General features: G+C 70.7%; 12 protein-coding genes. 8 read left to right on the forward strand and 4 right to left on the reverse strand.

The window, feature by feature from the left end:
- Positions 1-19 precede the first annotated feature (19 nt).
- The 8 genes from GCG21_RS15005 (at position 20) to purM (ending at position 14,062) form a co-directional block, all read left to right on the forward strand.
- Positions 20-1,234, forward strand: a complete 1,215-nt coding sequence (locus GCG21_RS15005; RefSeq protein WP_370517551.1) for a pyridoxal phosphate-dependent aminotransferase — start codon at positions 20-22, stop codon at positions 1,232-1,234.
- A gap of 137 nt (positions 1,235-1,371) precedes the next feature.
- Positions 1,372-3,735 (forward strand): phosphoribosylformylglycinamidine synthase subunit PurL, encoded by a 2,364-nt coding sequence (purL, locus tag GCG21_RS15010; protein ID WP_370517552.1) that lies wholly within the window; start codon positions 1,372-1,374, stop codon positions 3,733-3,735.
- A 227-nt stretch (positions 3,736-3,962) separates the two neighbouring features.
- On the forward strand, positions 3,963-5,300 hold the full coding sequence (gdhA, locus tag GCG21_RS15015) for an NADP-specific glutamate dehydrogenase (protein WP_152910487.1): 1,338 nt from the start codon (positions 3,963-3,965) through the stop codon (positions 5,298-5,300).
- 350 nt (positions 5,301-5,650) lie between these two features.
- A complete protein-coding gene (locus GCG21_RS15020; RefSeq protein ID WP_194165130.1) occupies positions 5,651-10,144 on the forward strand; it encodes an ExeM/NucH family extracellular endonuclease in 4,494 nt (1,497 codons plus the stop codon).
- Between the two features lie 135 nt (positions 10,145-10,279).
- Positions 10,280-10,645 (forward strand): sterol carrier family protein, encoded by a 366-nt coding sequence (locus GCG21_RS15025; protein WP_370517553.1) that lies wholly within the window; start codon positions 10,280-10,282, stop codon positions 10,643-10,645.
- A 122-nt stretch (positions 10,646-10,767) separates the two neighbouring features.
- Positions 10,768-11,295 carry a hypothetical protein gene (locus tag GCG21_RS15030; RefSeq protein ID WP_152910489.1) on the forward strand — a complete coding sequence of 176 codons (528 nt, stop codon included), beginning with the start codon at positions 10,768-10,770 and terminating at the stop codon, positions 11,293-11,295.
- A gap of 104 nt (positions 11,296-11,399) precedes the next feature.
- On the forward strand, positions 11,400-12,932 hold the full coding sequence (purF, locus tag GCG21_RS15035; protein WP_153878900.1) for an amidophosphoribosyltransferase: 1,533 nt from the start codon (positions 11,400-11,402) through the stop codon (positions 12,930-12,932).
- Positions 12,929-14,062: a phosphoribosylformylglycinamidine cyclo-ligase gene (gene purM / locus GCG21_RS15040; protein WP_370517554.1), complete on the forward strand. Its 1,134-nt coding sequence runs from the start codon at positions 12,929-12,931 to the stop codon at positions 14,060-14,062. The genes purF and purM overlap by 4 nt, the downstream gene beginning before the upstream one ends.
- Before the next feature lie 179 nt (positions 14,063-14,241).
- Here purM and GCG21_RS15045 read toward each other — a convergent pair whose 3' ends face one another.
- From GCG21_RS15045 to GCG21_RS15060, 4 genes are all read right to left on the reverse strand, one after another.
- Positions 14,242-14,430, reverse strand: coding sequence for a DUF3073 domain-containing protein (locus tag GCG21_RS15045; RefSeq protein WP_152910491.1), 189 nt, complete (start codon positions 14,428-14,430; stop codon positions 14,242-14,244).
- Between the two features lie 252 nt (positions 14,431-14,682).
- Positions 14,683-15,015: a DUF3618 domain-containing protein gene (locus tag GCG21_RS15050; RefSeq protein WP_152910492.1), complete on the reverse strand. Its 333-nt coding sequence runs from the start codon at positions 15,013-15,015 to the stop codon at positions 14,683-14,685.
- Positions 15,012-15,380, reverse strand: coding sequence for a phage holin family protein (locus tag GCG21_RS15055; protein ID WP_194165131.1), 369 nt, complete (start codon positions 15,378-15,380; stop codon positions 15,012-15,014). The genes GCG21_RS15050 and GCG21_RS15055 overlap by 4 nt, the downstream gene beginning before the upstream one ends.
- Positions 15,381-15,450: 70 nt before the next feature.
- On the reverse strand, positions 15,451-16,923 hold the full coding sequence (locus GCG21_RS15060) for a UDP-N-acetylmuramoyl-L-alanyl-D-glutamate--2,6-diaminopimelate ligase (RefSeq protein WP_152910494.1): 1,473 nt from the start codon (positions 16,921-16,923) through the stop codon (positions 15,451-15,453).
- Positions 16,924-17,102 lie beyond the last annotated feature (179 nt).

Here is a 17,102-nt window from a genome sequence, read left to right on the forward strand (position 1 = left end):
TTGTTCGTATCCTAGGCGGGTGAGCACTTCCCGGCAGGCCTCGGCCCGCGCCCAGGTACCCCCGTTCGAGGTCATGCGCATCCTGCACCGCGTGGCCCAGTTGCGCGCCGAGGGGCGTTCCGTCATCTCGCTGTGCGCCGGTGAGCCCGCGGGTGGGGCGCCCGGGGCGGTGCACCGGCGAGCCGCCCAGCTGCACCGCGCCCAGGCCGAGTTCTCCTATACCCCGGCCCTCGGCATCGAGGAGTTGCGGGAGGAGATCGCCGCCCACTACCGCCTCTGGTACGGACTGCGGGTGCCGACCGAGGCCGTCGCCGTGACGACCGGCTCCTCCGGCGGGTTCCTGCTCGCGTTCCTCGCCGCGTTCAATCCCGGTGACCGGGTCGCGCTCGCCCGGCCGGGCTACCCCGCCTACCGCAACCTGCTCACGGCGCTCGGATGCGAGGTGGTCGAGCTCGACTGCGGGCCGGAGGTCGGCTTCCAGCCCACTCCCACGCTTCTGGACGACGCCGTGGCCGCCTCGGGTGAGCTCGCCGGCCTGGTCCTCGCCTCGCCCGCGAATCCCACGGGCACGATGATCGACGTGGCCCGGATGGCGGCCCTGGTCGAGTGGAGCCGCAGGCGGGGCGTGCAGATCGTCTCCGACGAGATCTATCACGGCATCACCTATGGGCACGGCAGCCCCGAGGCCTCCGGGGATCCGGAGCGGCCCAAGGGCGTGTGCGCGCTCGCGCTCGAGCCGGACGCGATCGTCGTGTCCTCGTTCTCGAAGTACTGGGGGATGACCGGTTGGCGGGTCGGTTGGCTCATACTGCCCGAGCGGCTGCGCGCCCCCGTGGACGCCCTCGCCGGAAACATCGCCCTGTGCCCGCCGGCTCCCGCGCAGGCCGCCGCCGTCGCCGCCTTCCGGCGCGCCTCGTACGCGGAGGCCGATACCCGCGTGGCCGAGCTCGCGCGGGTGCGGGAGATCGCGCTCGCCGGCGCCCGGCGCCTCGGCTGGGATCCGATCGCCCCGGCCGATGGGGCCTTCTACCTCTACGCCGGAGTGCCGCTCGGGCAGTACGAGGACTCGGAGGCGTGGTGCGCGGCGCTGCTCGAGACGCACGGGGTCGCGCTCGTGCCCGGCACCGACTTCGACCGGGTCGACGGCCGTGAGTTCGTGCGGCTCTCCTTCGCCGCCGGCGCCGAAGCGGTCACGGAGGCGCTCGAGCGGATCGAGGCCTTCCAGGCGAGCTGAGTGGGCAGAGCGGGCCGAGGCGGGCAGCGCACGTAGAGCGGACCGAGTGGAACGGTGAACGGTGAGACGCGGGCCGGGCACGTCGGTGCGGCCCGGTAGATTGGGACCGTCGTCCGCCGTTGCCAGTGAGGAAGATCGTGCCCAGCATCGACCCAGCCGTTGACCCCCGAACCGATCGCGAGGTCGACTCCCAGATCGACACCGTCGCCGACGCCGCGAACACCCCCGACCAGCCGCAGCCCTACGGCGAACTCGGCCTGGCCGAGGGGGAGTACCAGCAGATCCGCGAGTTGCTCGGGCGCCGCCCGACCGCCGCAGAGCTGGCGATGTACTCGGTCATGTGGTCCGAGCACTGCTCGTACAAGTCCTCGAAGCGGCACCTGGCCCAGTTCGGGAAGAAGACCACCGACGAGATGCGCGAGAAGCTCCTCGTGGGAATCGGCCAGAACGCCGGCGTCGTCGACATCGGCGACGGCTGGGCGGTCACGTTCAAGGTCGAGTCCCACAACAGCCCCTCCTTCGTCGAGCCATATCAGGGCGCCGCGACCGGGGTCGGCGGCATCGTGCGCGACATCATCTCGATGGGCGCGCGCCCGATCGCCGTCATGGATCAACTGCGCTTCGGCGACGTCGACCACCCCGACACCCAGCGGATCGTCCACGGCGTCGTCGCGGGCGTCGGCGGCTACGGGAACAGCCTCGGCCTGCCAAATATCGGCGGCGAGACCGAGTTCGACCCCGCCTACCAGCGCAATCCGCTCGTCAACGCCCTGTGCGTCGGTGCCCTCCGGCACGAGGACATCCACCTGGCGAACGCCTCGGGCGCGGGCAACAAGGTGGTGCTCTTCGGGGCCCGCACCGGCGGCGACGGCATCGGCGGGGCCTCGATCCTGTCGTCCCAGTCCTTCGACGCGGACAAGCCCTCGAAGCGGCCGAGCGTGCAGGTCGGCGACCCGTTCATGGAGAAGCTGCTCATCGAGTGCTGCCTCGAGCTGTACGCCGCGGGCGTGGTCGAGGCGATCCAGGACCTGGGAGCCGCCGGCATCTCCTGCGCCACGTCCGAGCTCGCCGCGAACGGCGACGGCGGCATGCACGTCGACCTCGAGACCGTGCTGCTGCGCGACCCGACCCTGACCGCCGGCGAGATCCTCATGAGCGAGTCGCAGGAGCGGATGATGGCGGTCGTCTCTCCGGCCAAGCTCACCGAGTTCCTCGCCATCACGGGTCGCTGGGAGGTCGAGACCGCGGTCATCGGCGAGGTGACCGACACCGGTCGGCTCACGATCGACCACCACGGGCGGCGGATCGTCGACGTCGACCCGGGCACGGTCGCGGGCGAGGGAACCCCCGTCTACGACCGCCCCTACGCCAAGCCCGCCTGGCAGGACGGCCTGGGCGCCGACCGGGCCGAGGACCTGCCGCGTGCCGCGGGCCCCGACGAGCTCCGCGAGCAGGTGCTCACGCTCATCTCCTCGCCGAACCTCGCCTCCAAGTCGTGGGTCACGAGCCAATACGACCGGTACGTGCAGGGCAACACCGCGCTCGCGATGCCCGACGATGCGGGCGTCGTCCGCGTGGACGAGGAGACCGGGCTCGGCGTGGCGCTCGCCACCGACGCGAACGGCCGGTTCGCCAAGCTCGACCCCTATGCCGGCGCCCAGCTCGCGCTCGCCGAGGCCTACCGGAACGTGGCGTGTGTCGGGGCCCAGCCGCTCGCGATCTCCGACTGCCTCAACTTCGGCTCCCCCGAGGACCCGGATGCGATGTGGCAGCTCGTGCAGTCGATCACGGGCCTGGCCGACGGCTGCGCCGAACTCGGTGTGCCCGTGACTGGCGGGAACGTCTCCCTGTACAACTCCACGAAGTCCGAGGGGGTCGGTCCGGGCCACATCGACGCCTCGATCCACCCGACCCCGGTGGTGGCGATGCTCGGGGTGCTCGACGACGTCACCCGCGCGACCCCGTCCGGCTGGCAGTCCGAGGGGCTCGCCCTCTACCTGCTCGGCACGACGGCCGAGGAGCTCTCCGGCTCGGAGTGGGCGCGCGCCGTCCATACGCATCTGGGTGGGCGCCCGCCGGCGGTCGACTTCGCCGCCGAGAAGGAGCTCGCCGAGATCCTCATCGCGGCCTCCCGCGACGGCCTGGTCGACTCGGCCCACGACCTCTCGAGCGGGGGCCTCATCCAGGCCCTCGTCGACGGCGTCCTGCGCCACGGTGTGGGCGCCCGGATCGTGCTCGACGAGCTCCTCGCCCGCGACGGGCTCGACGCCCCGACCGCCCTGTTCTCCGAGTCGGCGGCGCGCGCGCTCGTGGCGGTGCCGCGGACCGAGGAGGTGCGGTTCACGGACATGTGCAGCGCCCGCGGTTTCCCGGCCCTGCGCGTCGGCGTGACCGACGACGCCGGCGGCGACCCGGCCCTCGAGGTCCAGGGGCAGTTCCGCCTCACCGTGGCCGAGCTCCGTGCCGCGAACGAGGGCGTGCTCGAGCGAATCTTCGGCTGACCGAGCGCGCGCCGGGCGTGCATCGGGCCGGGTGCGATGCCGGTCCAGGCAGTGGGTGGCCGATCCTCCCCGCTCGATCGCGCCGCCCCGAAGGTCATGGGAGGGTCAAGGGAGTCTGATCATTCCGTGGACAAGTGGTCTACAGGGAGTCTTCCACGGTTTATTCTGTGAACGCTGAACACGCGTTGGTTCCAGAGTCCCGCGCAGCACAGAAGGAGGGATATCCCATGGAAGCTGGCTTGAGCAAGGTCTACGAGCTCGTACTCCGCCGCAATCCCGGCGAGGTCGAGTTCCACCAGGCCGTCCGAGAGGTCTTCGAGTCTCTGGGTCCGGTGCTCCGAAAGAAGCCGGAGTACACGGACGCCGCCGTGCTCCAGCGGCTGTGCGAGCCGGAGCGCCAGATCATCTTCCGCGTTCCCTGGGTCGACGACACCGGCCAGGTGCAGATCAACCGGGGCTTCCGCGTCGAATTCAACTCCGCGCTCGGCCCGTACAAGGGCGGCCTGCGGTTCCACCCGTCGGTCTATCTCGGCATCGTCAAGTTCCTCGGTTTCGAGCAGATCTTCAAGAACTCCCTCACCGGCATGCCGATCGGCGGCGGCAAGGGCGGCTCCGACTTCGACCCGCGCGGACGCACCGACGCCGAGGTCATGCGCTTCTGCCAGTCGTTCATGACCGAGCTCTACCGGCACATCGGGGAGTACACGGACGTGCCCGCGGGCGACATCGGCGTGGGCGGCCGCGAGATCGGCTACCTCTTCGGCCAGTACAAGCGCATCACCAACCGCTACGAGTCCGGCGTGCTCACCGGCAAGGGCCTGAGCTGGGGCGGGTCGCTCGTGCGCACCGAGGCCACCGGTTTCGGCGCCGTGCTCTTCGCCGAGGAGATGCTGCGCACCTCCGGAAAGACTATCGCCGACAAGCGCGTGGTGGTCTCGGGCTCCGGGAACGTCGCGATCTACGCCATCGAGAAGGCGCACCAGCTCGGCGCGAAGGTCGTGGCCTTCTCCGACTCCTCCGGTTACGTCGTGGACGAGGCGGGGGTCGACCTCGAACTGCTCAAGGAGATCAAGGAACGCCACCGCGGCCGGGTGGCCGACTATGTCGAACGCCGCCCGGGCTCCCACCTGGGACGCGAGGGGTCGATCTGGAACGTGCCCGCCGACGTCGTGCTCCCGTGCGCCACGCAGAACGAGCTCGACGAGAAGGATGCGGCCACCCTCGTGAAGAACGGCGTGATCGCCGTGGCCGAGGGCGCGAACATGCCCACGACGGCCGACGGCGCCCACCTGCTGCAGGACGCCGGGGTGCTCTACGGCCCGGGGAAGGCGGCCAACGCCGGCGGCGTGGCCACCTCCGCCCTCGAGATGCAGCAGAACGCGAGCAGGGACTCGTGGAGCTTCGAGCACACCGAGGACCGGCTCGCCGAGATCATGACCGGGCTGCACGATCGCTGCTGGCAGACCGCCGAGGAGTACGGTCAGCCCGGCAACTACGTGCTCGGTGCGAACATCGCCGGCTTCACGAAGGTCGCCGACGCGATGATCGCCCTGGGAGTGATTTAGGACGACGGAGCGCGCCTCCCCGGGGTCGGCTCACCGACCGCTCCGGCCGTCTTCTCCCCGTGAGGGCCGATGGCCACCGCGCGGGTGGGCGACCCTCCACGCTGGGTGGGCCACGACGGACGGGTGAACATGTTCACCCGCCCGTCGTCATGTCTGAACGGTGTCGGGCGACTCGATGAACAGTCGCGGACATCCCTTGCGGCCGAGGGGCCCATGCGGGAAATTCGTTACGCAAACTCCACCCGTAGGGCGACGGGGTGTCCTACGTTGGTAGACCCCCATTTCCTACAAGGACGAAGGAAGACATGTCTAGAACCGCACCGGGGGTGCGTCGAGCCAGGTCCGTCGCGATGGCAGCAACATGTGCCGTGGCGACCCTCGGGCTCGTGACACCCGCTCTTGCCAGCCCGGCCACCGCCGGGCCGGCCACGACGAGCGCCGCGGGCGCCGTCCCCATGCAGATGGTCGATCCGATCGAGCCGGACTCGGTCTTCATCAGCGAGTTCCACTACGACAACGCCAGCACGGACGTCGACGAGTTCGTCGAGGTGCAGGGGCCGGTCGGCACCGACCTCACCGGTTGGTCCCTGGTGCTCTACAACGGGTCGAATGCTCCAGACGCGGCGATCCTCTACGGCACGGATGCGCTGCCGAGCCCGATCCCCGCGGCCGGTGTCGTCGTGGTCGACTACCCGGCCAACGGTATCCAGAACGGTGAGAGCGATGGCATCGCTCTCGTCGACGCGGATGGGGATGTCGTCGAGTTCCTCTCCTACGAGGGATCCATCACCGCCGGTGATGGCCCGGCCGCGGGCATCGATTCGACCGATGTGGGCGTGAGTGAGCCGGGCTCCACCCCGATCGGCCAATCCCTCCAGCGGATCGACGGCGTCTGGACCGGCCCGCTCGAGAACAGCAAGGGGGTGCTCAACGCTGCGGACGACGGGGGCGGCGGGGAGCCCGGTGAGCCGGTCGAGGGCAGTCTCGGCGACATCAACGCGAACTGGGACACCTACCTGGCCGACAGCCCGCACGTGACCACGCGCGGCGTCGTCACGGCGGTGTACCCGACCGGCGGCTTCAACGGCTACACGATCCAGACCGCCGGAACGGGCGGCGACACCGACCTGAGTGCGCGCACCGCCTCGGACGGCATCTTCGTGTACTCCCCGAGCACCGTGGACGACGTCGCGATCGGCGACCTCGTCGAGGTCACCGGTGACCTGAGCGAGTACAGCGGGCTGCGCGAAATCACCGTCGCCGCGGGCGAGGGGACCGTGCTCGACGAGGCGTTCGAGGCGGTCGTGCCGATCCCCGACTTCGTCATGCCGGCCGACGAGGCCGACCGGATCGTGTTCCAGAACATGCTCGTGACCCCGACCGGCTATGTCATCTCGGACACCTACGACCTCGGCGGCTGGGGCGATAACGGCTTCGGCTCCCTGCTGCTCGGGCACGGCGGTCCGCTCATCCAGGAGACGGACGTCGCCCGCGTGGGCACGCCCGAGTTCGCCGCCGTGGTCGCGGACAACGCGGCCCGTGCCGTCACGCTCGACGACGGACGGTCCGAGCGGACCGGAACGGGCCTCGTCCCCTATCTGTCGGCGACGACGCATGACATCCGTACCGGAGTCGGCGTCGAGTTCGACCAGCCGGTCGTCGTGGACTACCGCTTCCAGTGGAACTTCCAGCCGACGGCTCCGCAGATCGGTGCGGCCCCCTGGCTGAGCACCGTGGGCGGGGAGACCCGGGCCGCGAACGCCGCGCCGCAGAACGTCGGCGGGGACTTCCAGATCGCGACGTTCAACGTGCTCAACTACTTCACCACCCTCGGTGAGGATGTTCCCGGATGCACGGCCTACACCGACCGGGCGGGCAACCCGCTCACGGTTCGAGGCGGATGTGCTCCCCGGGGTGCCTGGGACGAGGCGAGCTTCGATCGGCAGGAGGGCAAGATCGTCGACGCGATCAACGGCCTCGGCGCCGAGGTGGTCGTGCTGCAGGAGATCGAGAACGATGCCGCCACCCTGAACGATGCGACCCGCACCACCCGGGACGACTCCCTCGCCCAGCTCGTCGCGGCACTGAATGCCGATGCCGGGGCGGGAACGTGGGACTACGTGCCCTCGCCGGCACCGGCCGACCAGCCCGTGCTGGACGATCAGGACGTCATCCGTCCGGCCTTCATCTACCAGCCGGCGGCGCTCAACCTCGAGACGGAGACCTCGACGATCCTCGTCGGCTCCGCGGCGTTCAGCAACGCCCGTGAGCCCGAGGGTGCCGTGTTCTCCCATGTGGGGAACCCGGACTATGAGTTCGCCGTGGTCGCGAGCCACTTCAAGTCCAAGGGCAGCTGCCCCGACGGCGTCGAAGCCGGGCCCGAGGGCTGCTGGAACGACGCCCGGGTCGCCCAGGCCGAGGCGATGGCGGACTTCTCCGATGCCTACGCCGCGGACCACAGCGTCGACGACGTCTTCCTCGCCGGGGACTTCAACTCCTACACGATGGAGGACCCGATCCTCGCCTTCGCCGACGACGGCTACGACGTGATCGACAACGGCGAGACGAGCTACGTCTACGACGGCAAGATCGGCTCGCTCGACCACGTGCTCGCCAACGACTCGGCCATGGACCGGGTCACGGGCTCCGACATCTGGGCGATCAACGCCGAGGAGTCGGTGCTGGGCGAGTACTCGCGGTACAACTACACCGAGAGCGACCTGTTCCAGGGCGACAACCCCTTCCGGTCCTCCGACCACAACCCGGCGATCGTCGGGGTGGATGTCCCGGCGTTCGTGCTCCCGTACACCGGCCCGATCGACATCTACTCGATCAACGACTTCCACGGCCGGATCGAGGCGAGCCCGTACGACGGCGGCGGGGCCGAGGCGATGGCCTGCGTCGTCGACAACGCCCGGGCCGACAACCCGGAGATGCTCTTCGTCTCCGGCGGTGACAATGTCGGCGCGAGCACGTTCGTCTCCGCGGTCCAGCAGGATCAGCCCACGATCGACGTGCTCAACGAGATGGGGCTGGACGCCTCGGCGATCGGCAATCACGAATTCGACCAGGGTCAGTCCGACCTGAACGACCGGATCATCCCGGCCGCCGACTGGGACTACCTCGCCGCGAACATCTTCGACGGCACGGGCCCCGACGCCGCCCACGCCTACGAGCCGTACGTGATCGAGGAGGTCGACGGGATCCGGGTCGCGTTCATCGGCGGGATCACCACCGAGTTGCACTCCCTCGTCAACCCCGACGGGATCGAGGGCCTGGACATCCGCAACCTCTCGGCGTCGATCAACGCGGTGGCCGATCAGCTCATCGCCGACGGCGCGGCCGATCTCATCATCCCGGTCGTGCACGACGGGGCCGCCTCCGGCGACTTCTCGGATATCGGCGACACCTCGTTCGGGGAGTTGCTCGACAATGCCGGCGATCGCTTCGACGCGGTCATCTCCGGCCACACGCACAAGATGTACTTCACGGACGTCGACGGCATGTGGGTGACCCAGACCGGCTCGTACGGGGCCAACCTCGGCCACCTGACCTTCAACGTGGAGAACGGCCAGGTCGTGGGCAACGAGTTCGAGATGATCTCGCTCGGCACGAGCACCGACCCGATCGAGTGCACCCCGGTGACCGACATGCCCGGGAACGTCGCCGACATCGTGGCGGCGGCGCAGGAGGAGGCCGACGAACTCGGTTCCGTGCCCGTCGGTGAGATCACGGCCGACTTCAACCGGGCCCGACAGTCCGACGGGTCGGAGAACCGCGGCGGGGAGTCGACCATCGGCAACTTCATCGCGGACGTGCACCTGTGGGCCGGCGAGCAGGCCGGTGCCCAGATCGCGTTCATGAACCCCGGCGGGATCCGCGCGGATCTGCTCTACGACGCCCAGGAGGGCGTGACCGGGGACGCCGACGGCCTCGTGACCTACCAGGAGGCCGCCGAGGTGCAGCCGTTCGCCAACACCCTGATGACCGCCACCCTCACCGGGGAGCAGATCATCGCGGTGCTCGAACAGCAGTGGCAGCCGGCGGACGCCTCCCGGGCGTTCCTCAAGCTCGGGGTCTCGGAGGCGCTCACGTACACCTACGACCCGGACGCGCCCGCGGGTGAGCACATCACCCAGGTGTGGTTCGAGGGCGCGCCCCTCGACCCGGCCGGCGAGTACGTGGTGATCGGGAACTCCTTCCTCATGGCCGGCGGCGACAACTTCACCGTCCTGGCCGAGGGAGCCGACCCCGCCGACACCGGTCGCACGGACCTCGCAGCCACGGTCGACTGGTTCAAGGAGAACACGGTCGCCAGCCCGGACTACCGCCAGCGTGCGGTGGGCGTCTCCTGGGTGAGCGATCCGGCCGCGACCTACAGCGCGGGCGACGAGGTCACCTTCGACGTCTCCTCGTGGGCGTTCTCCACGAACGAGCCGAAGCCGGCGAGCCTGACCGTCAGCCTCGGCGACGCGGTGCTCGGCACCTTCGACGTGGACGATGCGATCGTCGACGGCACCGACGAGGTGGGCCGGGCGCACGTGACGTTCACCCTGCCGGAGGTCGCCGGCGACGGAGTCTCGGGCTACGAGCTCGTGCTCTCCGACGATCTCGGCACCACGGCCACCGTCGCGATCACGATCGACGCGGGCGCCGGTGCCGGTGGCGGGGCCGACGATGAGGGCAACGCCGACGCCGGCGGCAACGGCAACGGTCCGGGCGCGCTCCCCGACACCGGTGTCGATCCGGCCCTCATGGCGCTCGCCACCCTCACCCTCATCGCGGCCGGTGCCGCGGTGCTGGCGAGCCGGCGGCGCAGCGTGAAGGGAGGCGGCGGCGAGTGACCGCGTGAATCACCGCTAGGACGCGGGCGGGGAGGCCATCTCCCCGCCCGCACCCGTGTCCGCCTGCATCCGCGCTGGGCTCGCCGATCCGCAGTGGCGGCCGCCCCACGCGCGGCCGCGGCCTAGGGTGGGGGCGTGGCACGACGACGAATCTCGCCCGCCGAGGGCATCGCGGCGCTGCGGTGCTGGTCCCGGGGCGAGGCATCGGCGGCGCAGCAGCGCACCGCCGTGCGGTACACCCTCGAGTTGCTCGCGGACGCCGCACCGGGTGGATCGGTCGAGGTGCGCGTGCCGCCGGCCGGGGTCGTGCAGGTGATCCCGGGGCCCCGGCACACCCGCGGCACGCCCCCGAACACGGTCGAGACCGATATGGCCACGTGGCTGGAACTGGCCACCGGCGCCCTCGGCTGGGCCGACGGGCTCGCCACCGGCCGGGTCGCGGCCTCGGGCCGGCGCGCGGACCTCGGGGCCCTGCTGCCGCTGCGGATCCCGACCGCCTGAGGACCGCCGGGGCCCAAGAGCGCCACCTGACCCGCCTGGGAGCGGGCTGGAGCCGGGAGGCGCACCCGGGCGCGCGTGCCGGGGAGACCGGATCGGTGGGGTCGGTGGGATACGGTCGGCCTGTGGAGAAGAAGCGTCCTGACACCTCGACCGGATTCACCGACGAGGAATCCAGCAGCCTCGAGCGGAACACCGGCACGGCCGAGCACTCGGACGCGACCCGAGGTCGCGATGAATCCGGGCCGTCCCGCGCCGGCGGGCCGGCGCCCGATGCGACCGCCGCCGCTGACCGGGCCGGTGCTTCCGGTGGGCCCACGGGCCGCGGGGGAGCGGGGGCAGCCGAGCAACCCGACGGGCCCACCGACAGCGGGAGCTCCCTCGAACGCGAGGACGACGACCTCATCTACGTGCGCCGCTCCCAGGTGCGACGCACCCCGAAGTACGGCCGGTTCATCGGTGTGGGGGTGCTGCTCGGCGCCCTCGTCACGCTCGTGCTCGCCCAGATCGGCGACGTCCCGGACGGCGGCGGCACCGGGTACAGCCGCACGGATCTGACCCTCGTGCTCGCCCTCGTGTTCGTGCCGCTCGGCGCCATCGTCGGCGGCGTGGTCGCGATGGTCCTCGACCGCCGGAACAACCGCCGCCGCTGAGACTCCACGGGGTCCGCGCGTGACCCGCCCGCCCACCACAGGACCGGCGACGTGCCCACGTGGGCGAGGGACGCCGTCCATACGCTCGCGCCGGGTGTGGCACCATTGCACCTGTGGCGCGCGGCGACGGACGATTGACCCATGACCTCCTCCCGAACGAGAAGGGGCCGCAGGACGAATGCGGCGTCTTCGGTGTTTGGGCACCCGGTGAGGAGGTGGCCCAGCTCTCCTATTTCGGGCTCTACGCACTCCAGCATCGTGGCCAGGAGTCGGCGGGAATCGCCACCTCCGACGGCGAGAAGATCCTCGTGTACAAGGATCTCGGGCTCGTCTCGCAGGTCTTCGACGACCGGTCGCTGCGGACGCTGAGCGGGCACATCGCCGTGGGGCACACGCGCTACTCGACGGCCGGCTCGGGCACGTGGGAGAACGCCCAGCCAATGCTCGGCCCGACCGCCGGCGGGACCGTCGCGATCGGTCACAACGGAAATCTCACGAACGTCGAGGAACTGCTCGCGCTCGCGGCCGAGCGGAACCTGACCGTGCGCAACTACGCCGGCGGCTGCGCCTCCGACACGGCGATCCTGTCCGCGCTGTTCGCGTGGGAGGAGCACACGGACCTCTTCGACACGGCGGCCGAGGTGCTGCCCCATCTCGTGGGGGCGTTCTCGCTCGTGTTCATGGACGAGCACACCCTCTACGCCGCCCGCGACCGGCACGGGGTGCGCCCGCTCGTGCTCGGCCGGCTCGAGCGCGGCTGGGTCGTGGCCTCGGAGTCCGCCGCCCTCGACATCATCGGCGCCTCGTTCGTGCGCGAGGTGGAGCCGGGCGAGCTCATCGCGATCAGCGAGGACGGGCTGCGCACGACCCACTTCGCCGAGCCCACCCCGAAGGGCTGCGTCTTCGAATACGTCTACCTCGCCCGCCCCGACACGACGATCGCCGGCCGGTCGGTCAACGCCTCCCGCGTGGAGATGGGCCGACGGCTCGCGCGCGAGCACCCCGCCGACGCGGACCTGGTGATCCCGGTGCCCGAATCGGGCACGCCCGCGGCCATCGGCTACGCCACCGAATCCGGTATCCCGTTCGCGCAGGGGCTGACGAAGAACGCGTACGTGGGGCGCACCTTCATCCAGCCGTCCCAGACGATCCGGCAGCTGGGGATCCGGCTCAAGCTCAATCCGCTGCGGGAGGTGATCCGCGGCAAGCGCCTCGTGGTGGTCGACGACTCGATCGTGCGCGGGAACACCCAGCGGGCGCTCATCCGGATGCTGCGCGAGGCGGGAGTCGCGGAGGTGCACGTGCGCATCTCCTCCCCGCCGGTCAAATGGCCCTGCTTCTACGGGATCGACTTCGCCACCCGGGCCGAGCTCATCGCCACCGGCCTCAACACCGCCGAGGTGTGCTCCTCCCTCGGCGCGGACTCCCTCGGCCACATCTCGATCGACGGGATGATCGAGTCCACCACGATCCCGCCCGACCGGCTGTGCGCCGCCTGCTTCACGGGCGAGTACCCGATCCCCCATCCCGCGGGCATCGCCCCGCATCCCACCTCGACGAGGGCCGGGGACCCCGCGGACGGGCTGACCAGCCTCACCGTGGCCACCGGCGCCCAAGGAGCCCTGGACCACCCGTGACTCAGCAGCCGACGAGCCGCCAGCCCGCCCACCCGATCACCTACGCCGACGCCGGGGTGGACACCGAGGCGGGGGATCTCGCCGTCGAACTCATGCGGCAGGCGGTGAGCGACACGCACACGCCGCAGGTGGTCGGCGGCTTCGGCGGCTTCGCCGGCCTGTGGGACGCCTCCGAGCTCACCGGCTACCGGCGGCCGCTGCTGGCCACCTCGACCGACGGGGTGGGCACGAAGGTCGCCATCGCCCAGGCCATGGACGTCCACGACACGATCGGATTCGACCTCGTGGGCATGGTGGTCGACGACATCGTGGTCGCCGGTGCGCGGCCGCTGTTCATGACCGACTACATCGCGTGCGGCTCCGTGGTGCCGCAGCGGATCGCCGACATCGTGCGCGGCATCGCCGCGGCCTGCTCCGTGGCGGGCACCGCGCTGGTCGGCGGGGAGACGGCCGAGCACCCCGGGCTGCTCGGCGTCGACGAATACGACGTGGCCGGTGCGTGCACCGGGGTGGTCGAGGCCGACGAGATGCTCGGTGCGCACCGGGTCGAGGCCGGGGACGTGCTCATCGCGCTCGCCTCCTCCGGGCTGCACTCGAACGGCTACTCCCTCGTGCGCCGGGTCGTGGCGAGCGCCGGCTGGGAACTCGACCGGCACGTGCCCGACTTCGGGCGGAGCCTCGGGGCGGAGCTGCTCGAGCCGACCCGGGTGTACGCGAGTGACTGCCTCGCGCTCGCCGCGGGCGGGGACGTCCACGCCTACACCCACGTGACCGGTGGAGGGCTCGCGGCGAACCTGGCCCGGGTGCTGCCGGCCGGCCTCACCGCGCAGGTGGACCGGGCCGGCTGGGCCGTGCCCCCGGTCTTCGACGTGGTGCGCCGGCTCGGCTCCGTGCCGTGGGGCGACCTGGAGAACACCCTGAACCTCGGCGTGGGCATGGTCGCGATCGTGCCGGCCGAGGCGGCGGACCGCGTGCGTGCCGCGGCCAGGTCGCGTGGCCTGGATGCCTGGGAGCTGGGAGTCGTGCGGGACTCGGCCGAGCTCGACGGCGCCGCCGGAGACCTCGTGAGCGGCACCAAGGGCGTCGACGCCGGGGCCGTGCTCATGCAGGGGGCCTACCGCACCGCGTGAGGGGAACGACCGCACCCGGGTGAGTGGCGATGCCCGCCGGTACCCCAGCGGCCCGACGGCGCGCGAATGCGGGATCCCGTGGAGGTCGACGGACCTGATCTCCACGAGATCCCGCACTCGAGGTCGTGTCTACCTCAAGGCGTGAGCGATCCCTGTGACCCGCGGGGGATCACAGGGCGTCATCGGGAGGAGTGATCATCCCAATCGTCGTCCTCGGCAGGCGGGACCTCATGCGAATCCGCATAATCGGTTCGTGTCTTCGAGCCGGTGAGTTCCCGCTCGAGAGCCTGATAGTCGGTCTCCGGGCTGTAGTACTTGAGTCGCCGAGCGACCTTCGTCTGCTTCGCCTTCTGACGGCCGCGCCCCATGGCGTGACCCCCTCCACTTAAGTGCCGGATCCACACCGCTGGCGCGTAGTGGACCGGGAATTGGTCATGTGTCGTGGTGCAACCGTACCCCGCCCGCGGGGTCCCGAGCGAACCGGTGAACAAGCGCGATATCAGCATGTGAGACGATCTGACCGGCTTTGCCGGAAATCTCGACCCGATCCGTCGCAAAACGGCGCGAGGGTGCGATCGCCCGCGGATGGCGTCTCGACCGCGGGGGAATCGGGAGAAAGATCACTCTCGGCGTGAGCGGCGCCGTGCCACGACGGCGAGTGCGCCGAGGGCGAGCAGCCCGGCGGCCGCCGCGCCGACGATCCGGATGGCACCGGGCTCCTTCGATCGGACCCGGTCGCCCAGGTCCTTCGCCTGCCCGGCGGCGTTGGCGACCACGGTCGCCGCCTGCTCCTTGAACTCCGCGAGTTGGGTGCGGGGATCGAGGGATCGGGTCAGGTCGTCCACGGCGGCGGTCAGTTCCGCGCGCTGGGCCGCGAGGTCGGCCTCGATCTCCGCCACGGTGCGGGCGGGCTTCTTCGGGGCCTTGTCGGCCTCCTCGGTCTGTTCACTCACCGGCTCACGCCTTCCTTGACGGCTTCGAGGTCGAGCTTGACGTTCTCGCCGGCCTTGATCCGAGCAGCGTTCGCCTTGCTGATCTGGCCCTTGCCCAGGAGCGCGAGCAGCCCCACGATGAGCAGGAGCCCGCCGCCCACGATGAGCGCGGCGAGCCACGCCGGCAGCGCCACCGCGATGCCCGCGTACGCCGCGAAGAACAGCCAACCGAGGCCGTAGAGCGCGAGCACCCCGGCCACGGCGAAGAGCGCGATCGCCATCGCGAACCGGGAGACCTTCTCCTTGAGCTGGGTCTTGATGAGTTCGATCTCGCCGCGCAGCAGGGACGTGAGTTTCGTCGTGATTCGTGTGAAGAGCTCACCCACGCTGGGGCTCATCGGTTGCGGTTCCGGGGGCATTCGGGTCACCTTCCTTGCGATGGCGCGAGAGAACAGGCTACTCCTGCCGCTGCCGGAGCGCGGCTGAGGCTTCCTCGACTTCGTTCCATGGAATCGTTTCGTTGTCCCTCTCCAGGGTCGGCTCCGGACCCTTCCCGGCCAAGACCACCGTATCGGTCGGGGCGGCGCTCGAGATCGCAAACCGGATCGCCTCGCCGCGGTCGCCGATGCTGTGGAAGTTCGTGCGCTCGCCCGCGCCGGCGGCCATCTCGGTGAGGATGTGCTGCAGCGGCGTGTCGCGGTGGTCCTCCTCCGTGAACACGGCGTGGTCGGCCAGCCGGGTCGCGACCTCCCCGAGCGGGGCCCGCTTATACGGGTCGCGCGGGCCGCCGGCCGAGCCGATCACCACCCACAGCGATCCCGCCGTGGTGGCCCGGACGGTCGCCAGCGCCTTCTCCAGCGACGGTGGCGTGTGCGCGAAGTCGACGATCACCCGCGGGTCCTCCGGCGTGCTCGGCACGATCTCCATCCGCCCCGGCACGCCCGGGAAGGACTCGACGCCCGCGACCAGCTCCGGCACCCGCAGCCCCGTGCGCGCGCCGGCCGCGAGGGCGGCGAGTGCGTTCGAGACGTTGAAGCGCCCGATCATCGGCAGTATGAGGGAGAACGACCCGAGCGGGGATTCGACCGTGAACCGGATGCCCCGCTCCTCGTCCTCGATGCCGCGTGCCACCCAGTCCGCATCCCCGCCCGTGGCCGAGTAGGTCCACTCGCCCGCGGAGGCCTCTCCCCGCAGCTTGTCGGTCCAGGGATCGTCCGCATTGAGGACGGCGAAGCGCGCCTCCCGCACGAGGGTCGCCTTCGCCTCGAAGTAGTCGTGGATCGTGCCGTGGAAGTCGAGATGCTCGGCGGTCAGGTTGGTCCAGACCGCCGTGTCCCACTGGACTCCGCGCAGGCGCTTCATCGCGAGCGCGTGGGAGGAGGCCTCGACGACCACGGTGTGCGCGCCGGCGTCCCGTTCCTCGGCGAGGATGGTCTGCAACTCGGGCGCCTCGGGGGTGGTGAAATGCGCGGGGAACTGCTCGAGCTCGCCGTCCGGGAGCTCGTAGCCGACCGTCGAGAGCAGGCCCGTGGGCAGCCCGGAGTGCCGGTGGAGGTGCCGGATCAGCCAGGTGGTCGTCGTCTTCCCGTCGGTGCCGGTCACGCCGACCGCGTTGAAGTCGTGGCTCGGGTAGCCGGCGAGCGCGGTGGCGGCGTCCGCGAGGGCGGTGCGTGCGTCGTCCACGCGCAGATACGGAACGTCGCACTCGGCGTCCTCGGGCAGGCCCTCGCCGATCACGGTCACGGCGCCGTTCCCGAGTGCTTCGCGGATGAACGAGTGACCGTCGCTCCGGGCGCCACGGATGGCCACGTAGGCGCCGTCGGCCTGGACCCACCGGGCGTTGTGGGAGACGTTCGCGACCTCCAGCTCGGAGTCGCCGGACTCCGGGTCGTCAGCACCGAGAAGGGCCGCGAGATCACTCAAGTTCATGGCTTCAGCCTACTGTGGGGCGCCGACAGGCGCAGGGGGAGGGCGGGATGTGGGGGTGTGCGTCAGGTTTGTGTTGCGGGCCAGAGTTCTTGGTCTCGGTTGGACTGGTGCAGGGTGCGTAGGGCTAGGACGGGGGCGAGGCCGGCGATGGTCCAGTGCATGCCGGCTCGTTTGGAGCG

Origin of the sequence: Pseudactinotalea sp. HY160 (assembly GCF_009372055.1) — a bacterium.
Taxonomy (GTDB): domain Bacteria; phylum Actinomycetota; class Actinomycetes; order Actinomycetales; family Beutenbergiaceae; genus HY158.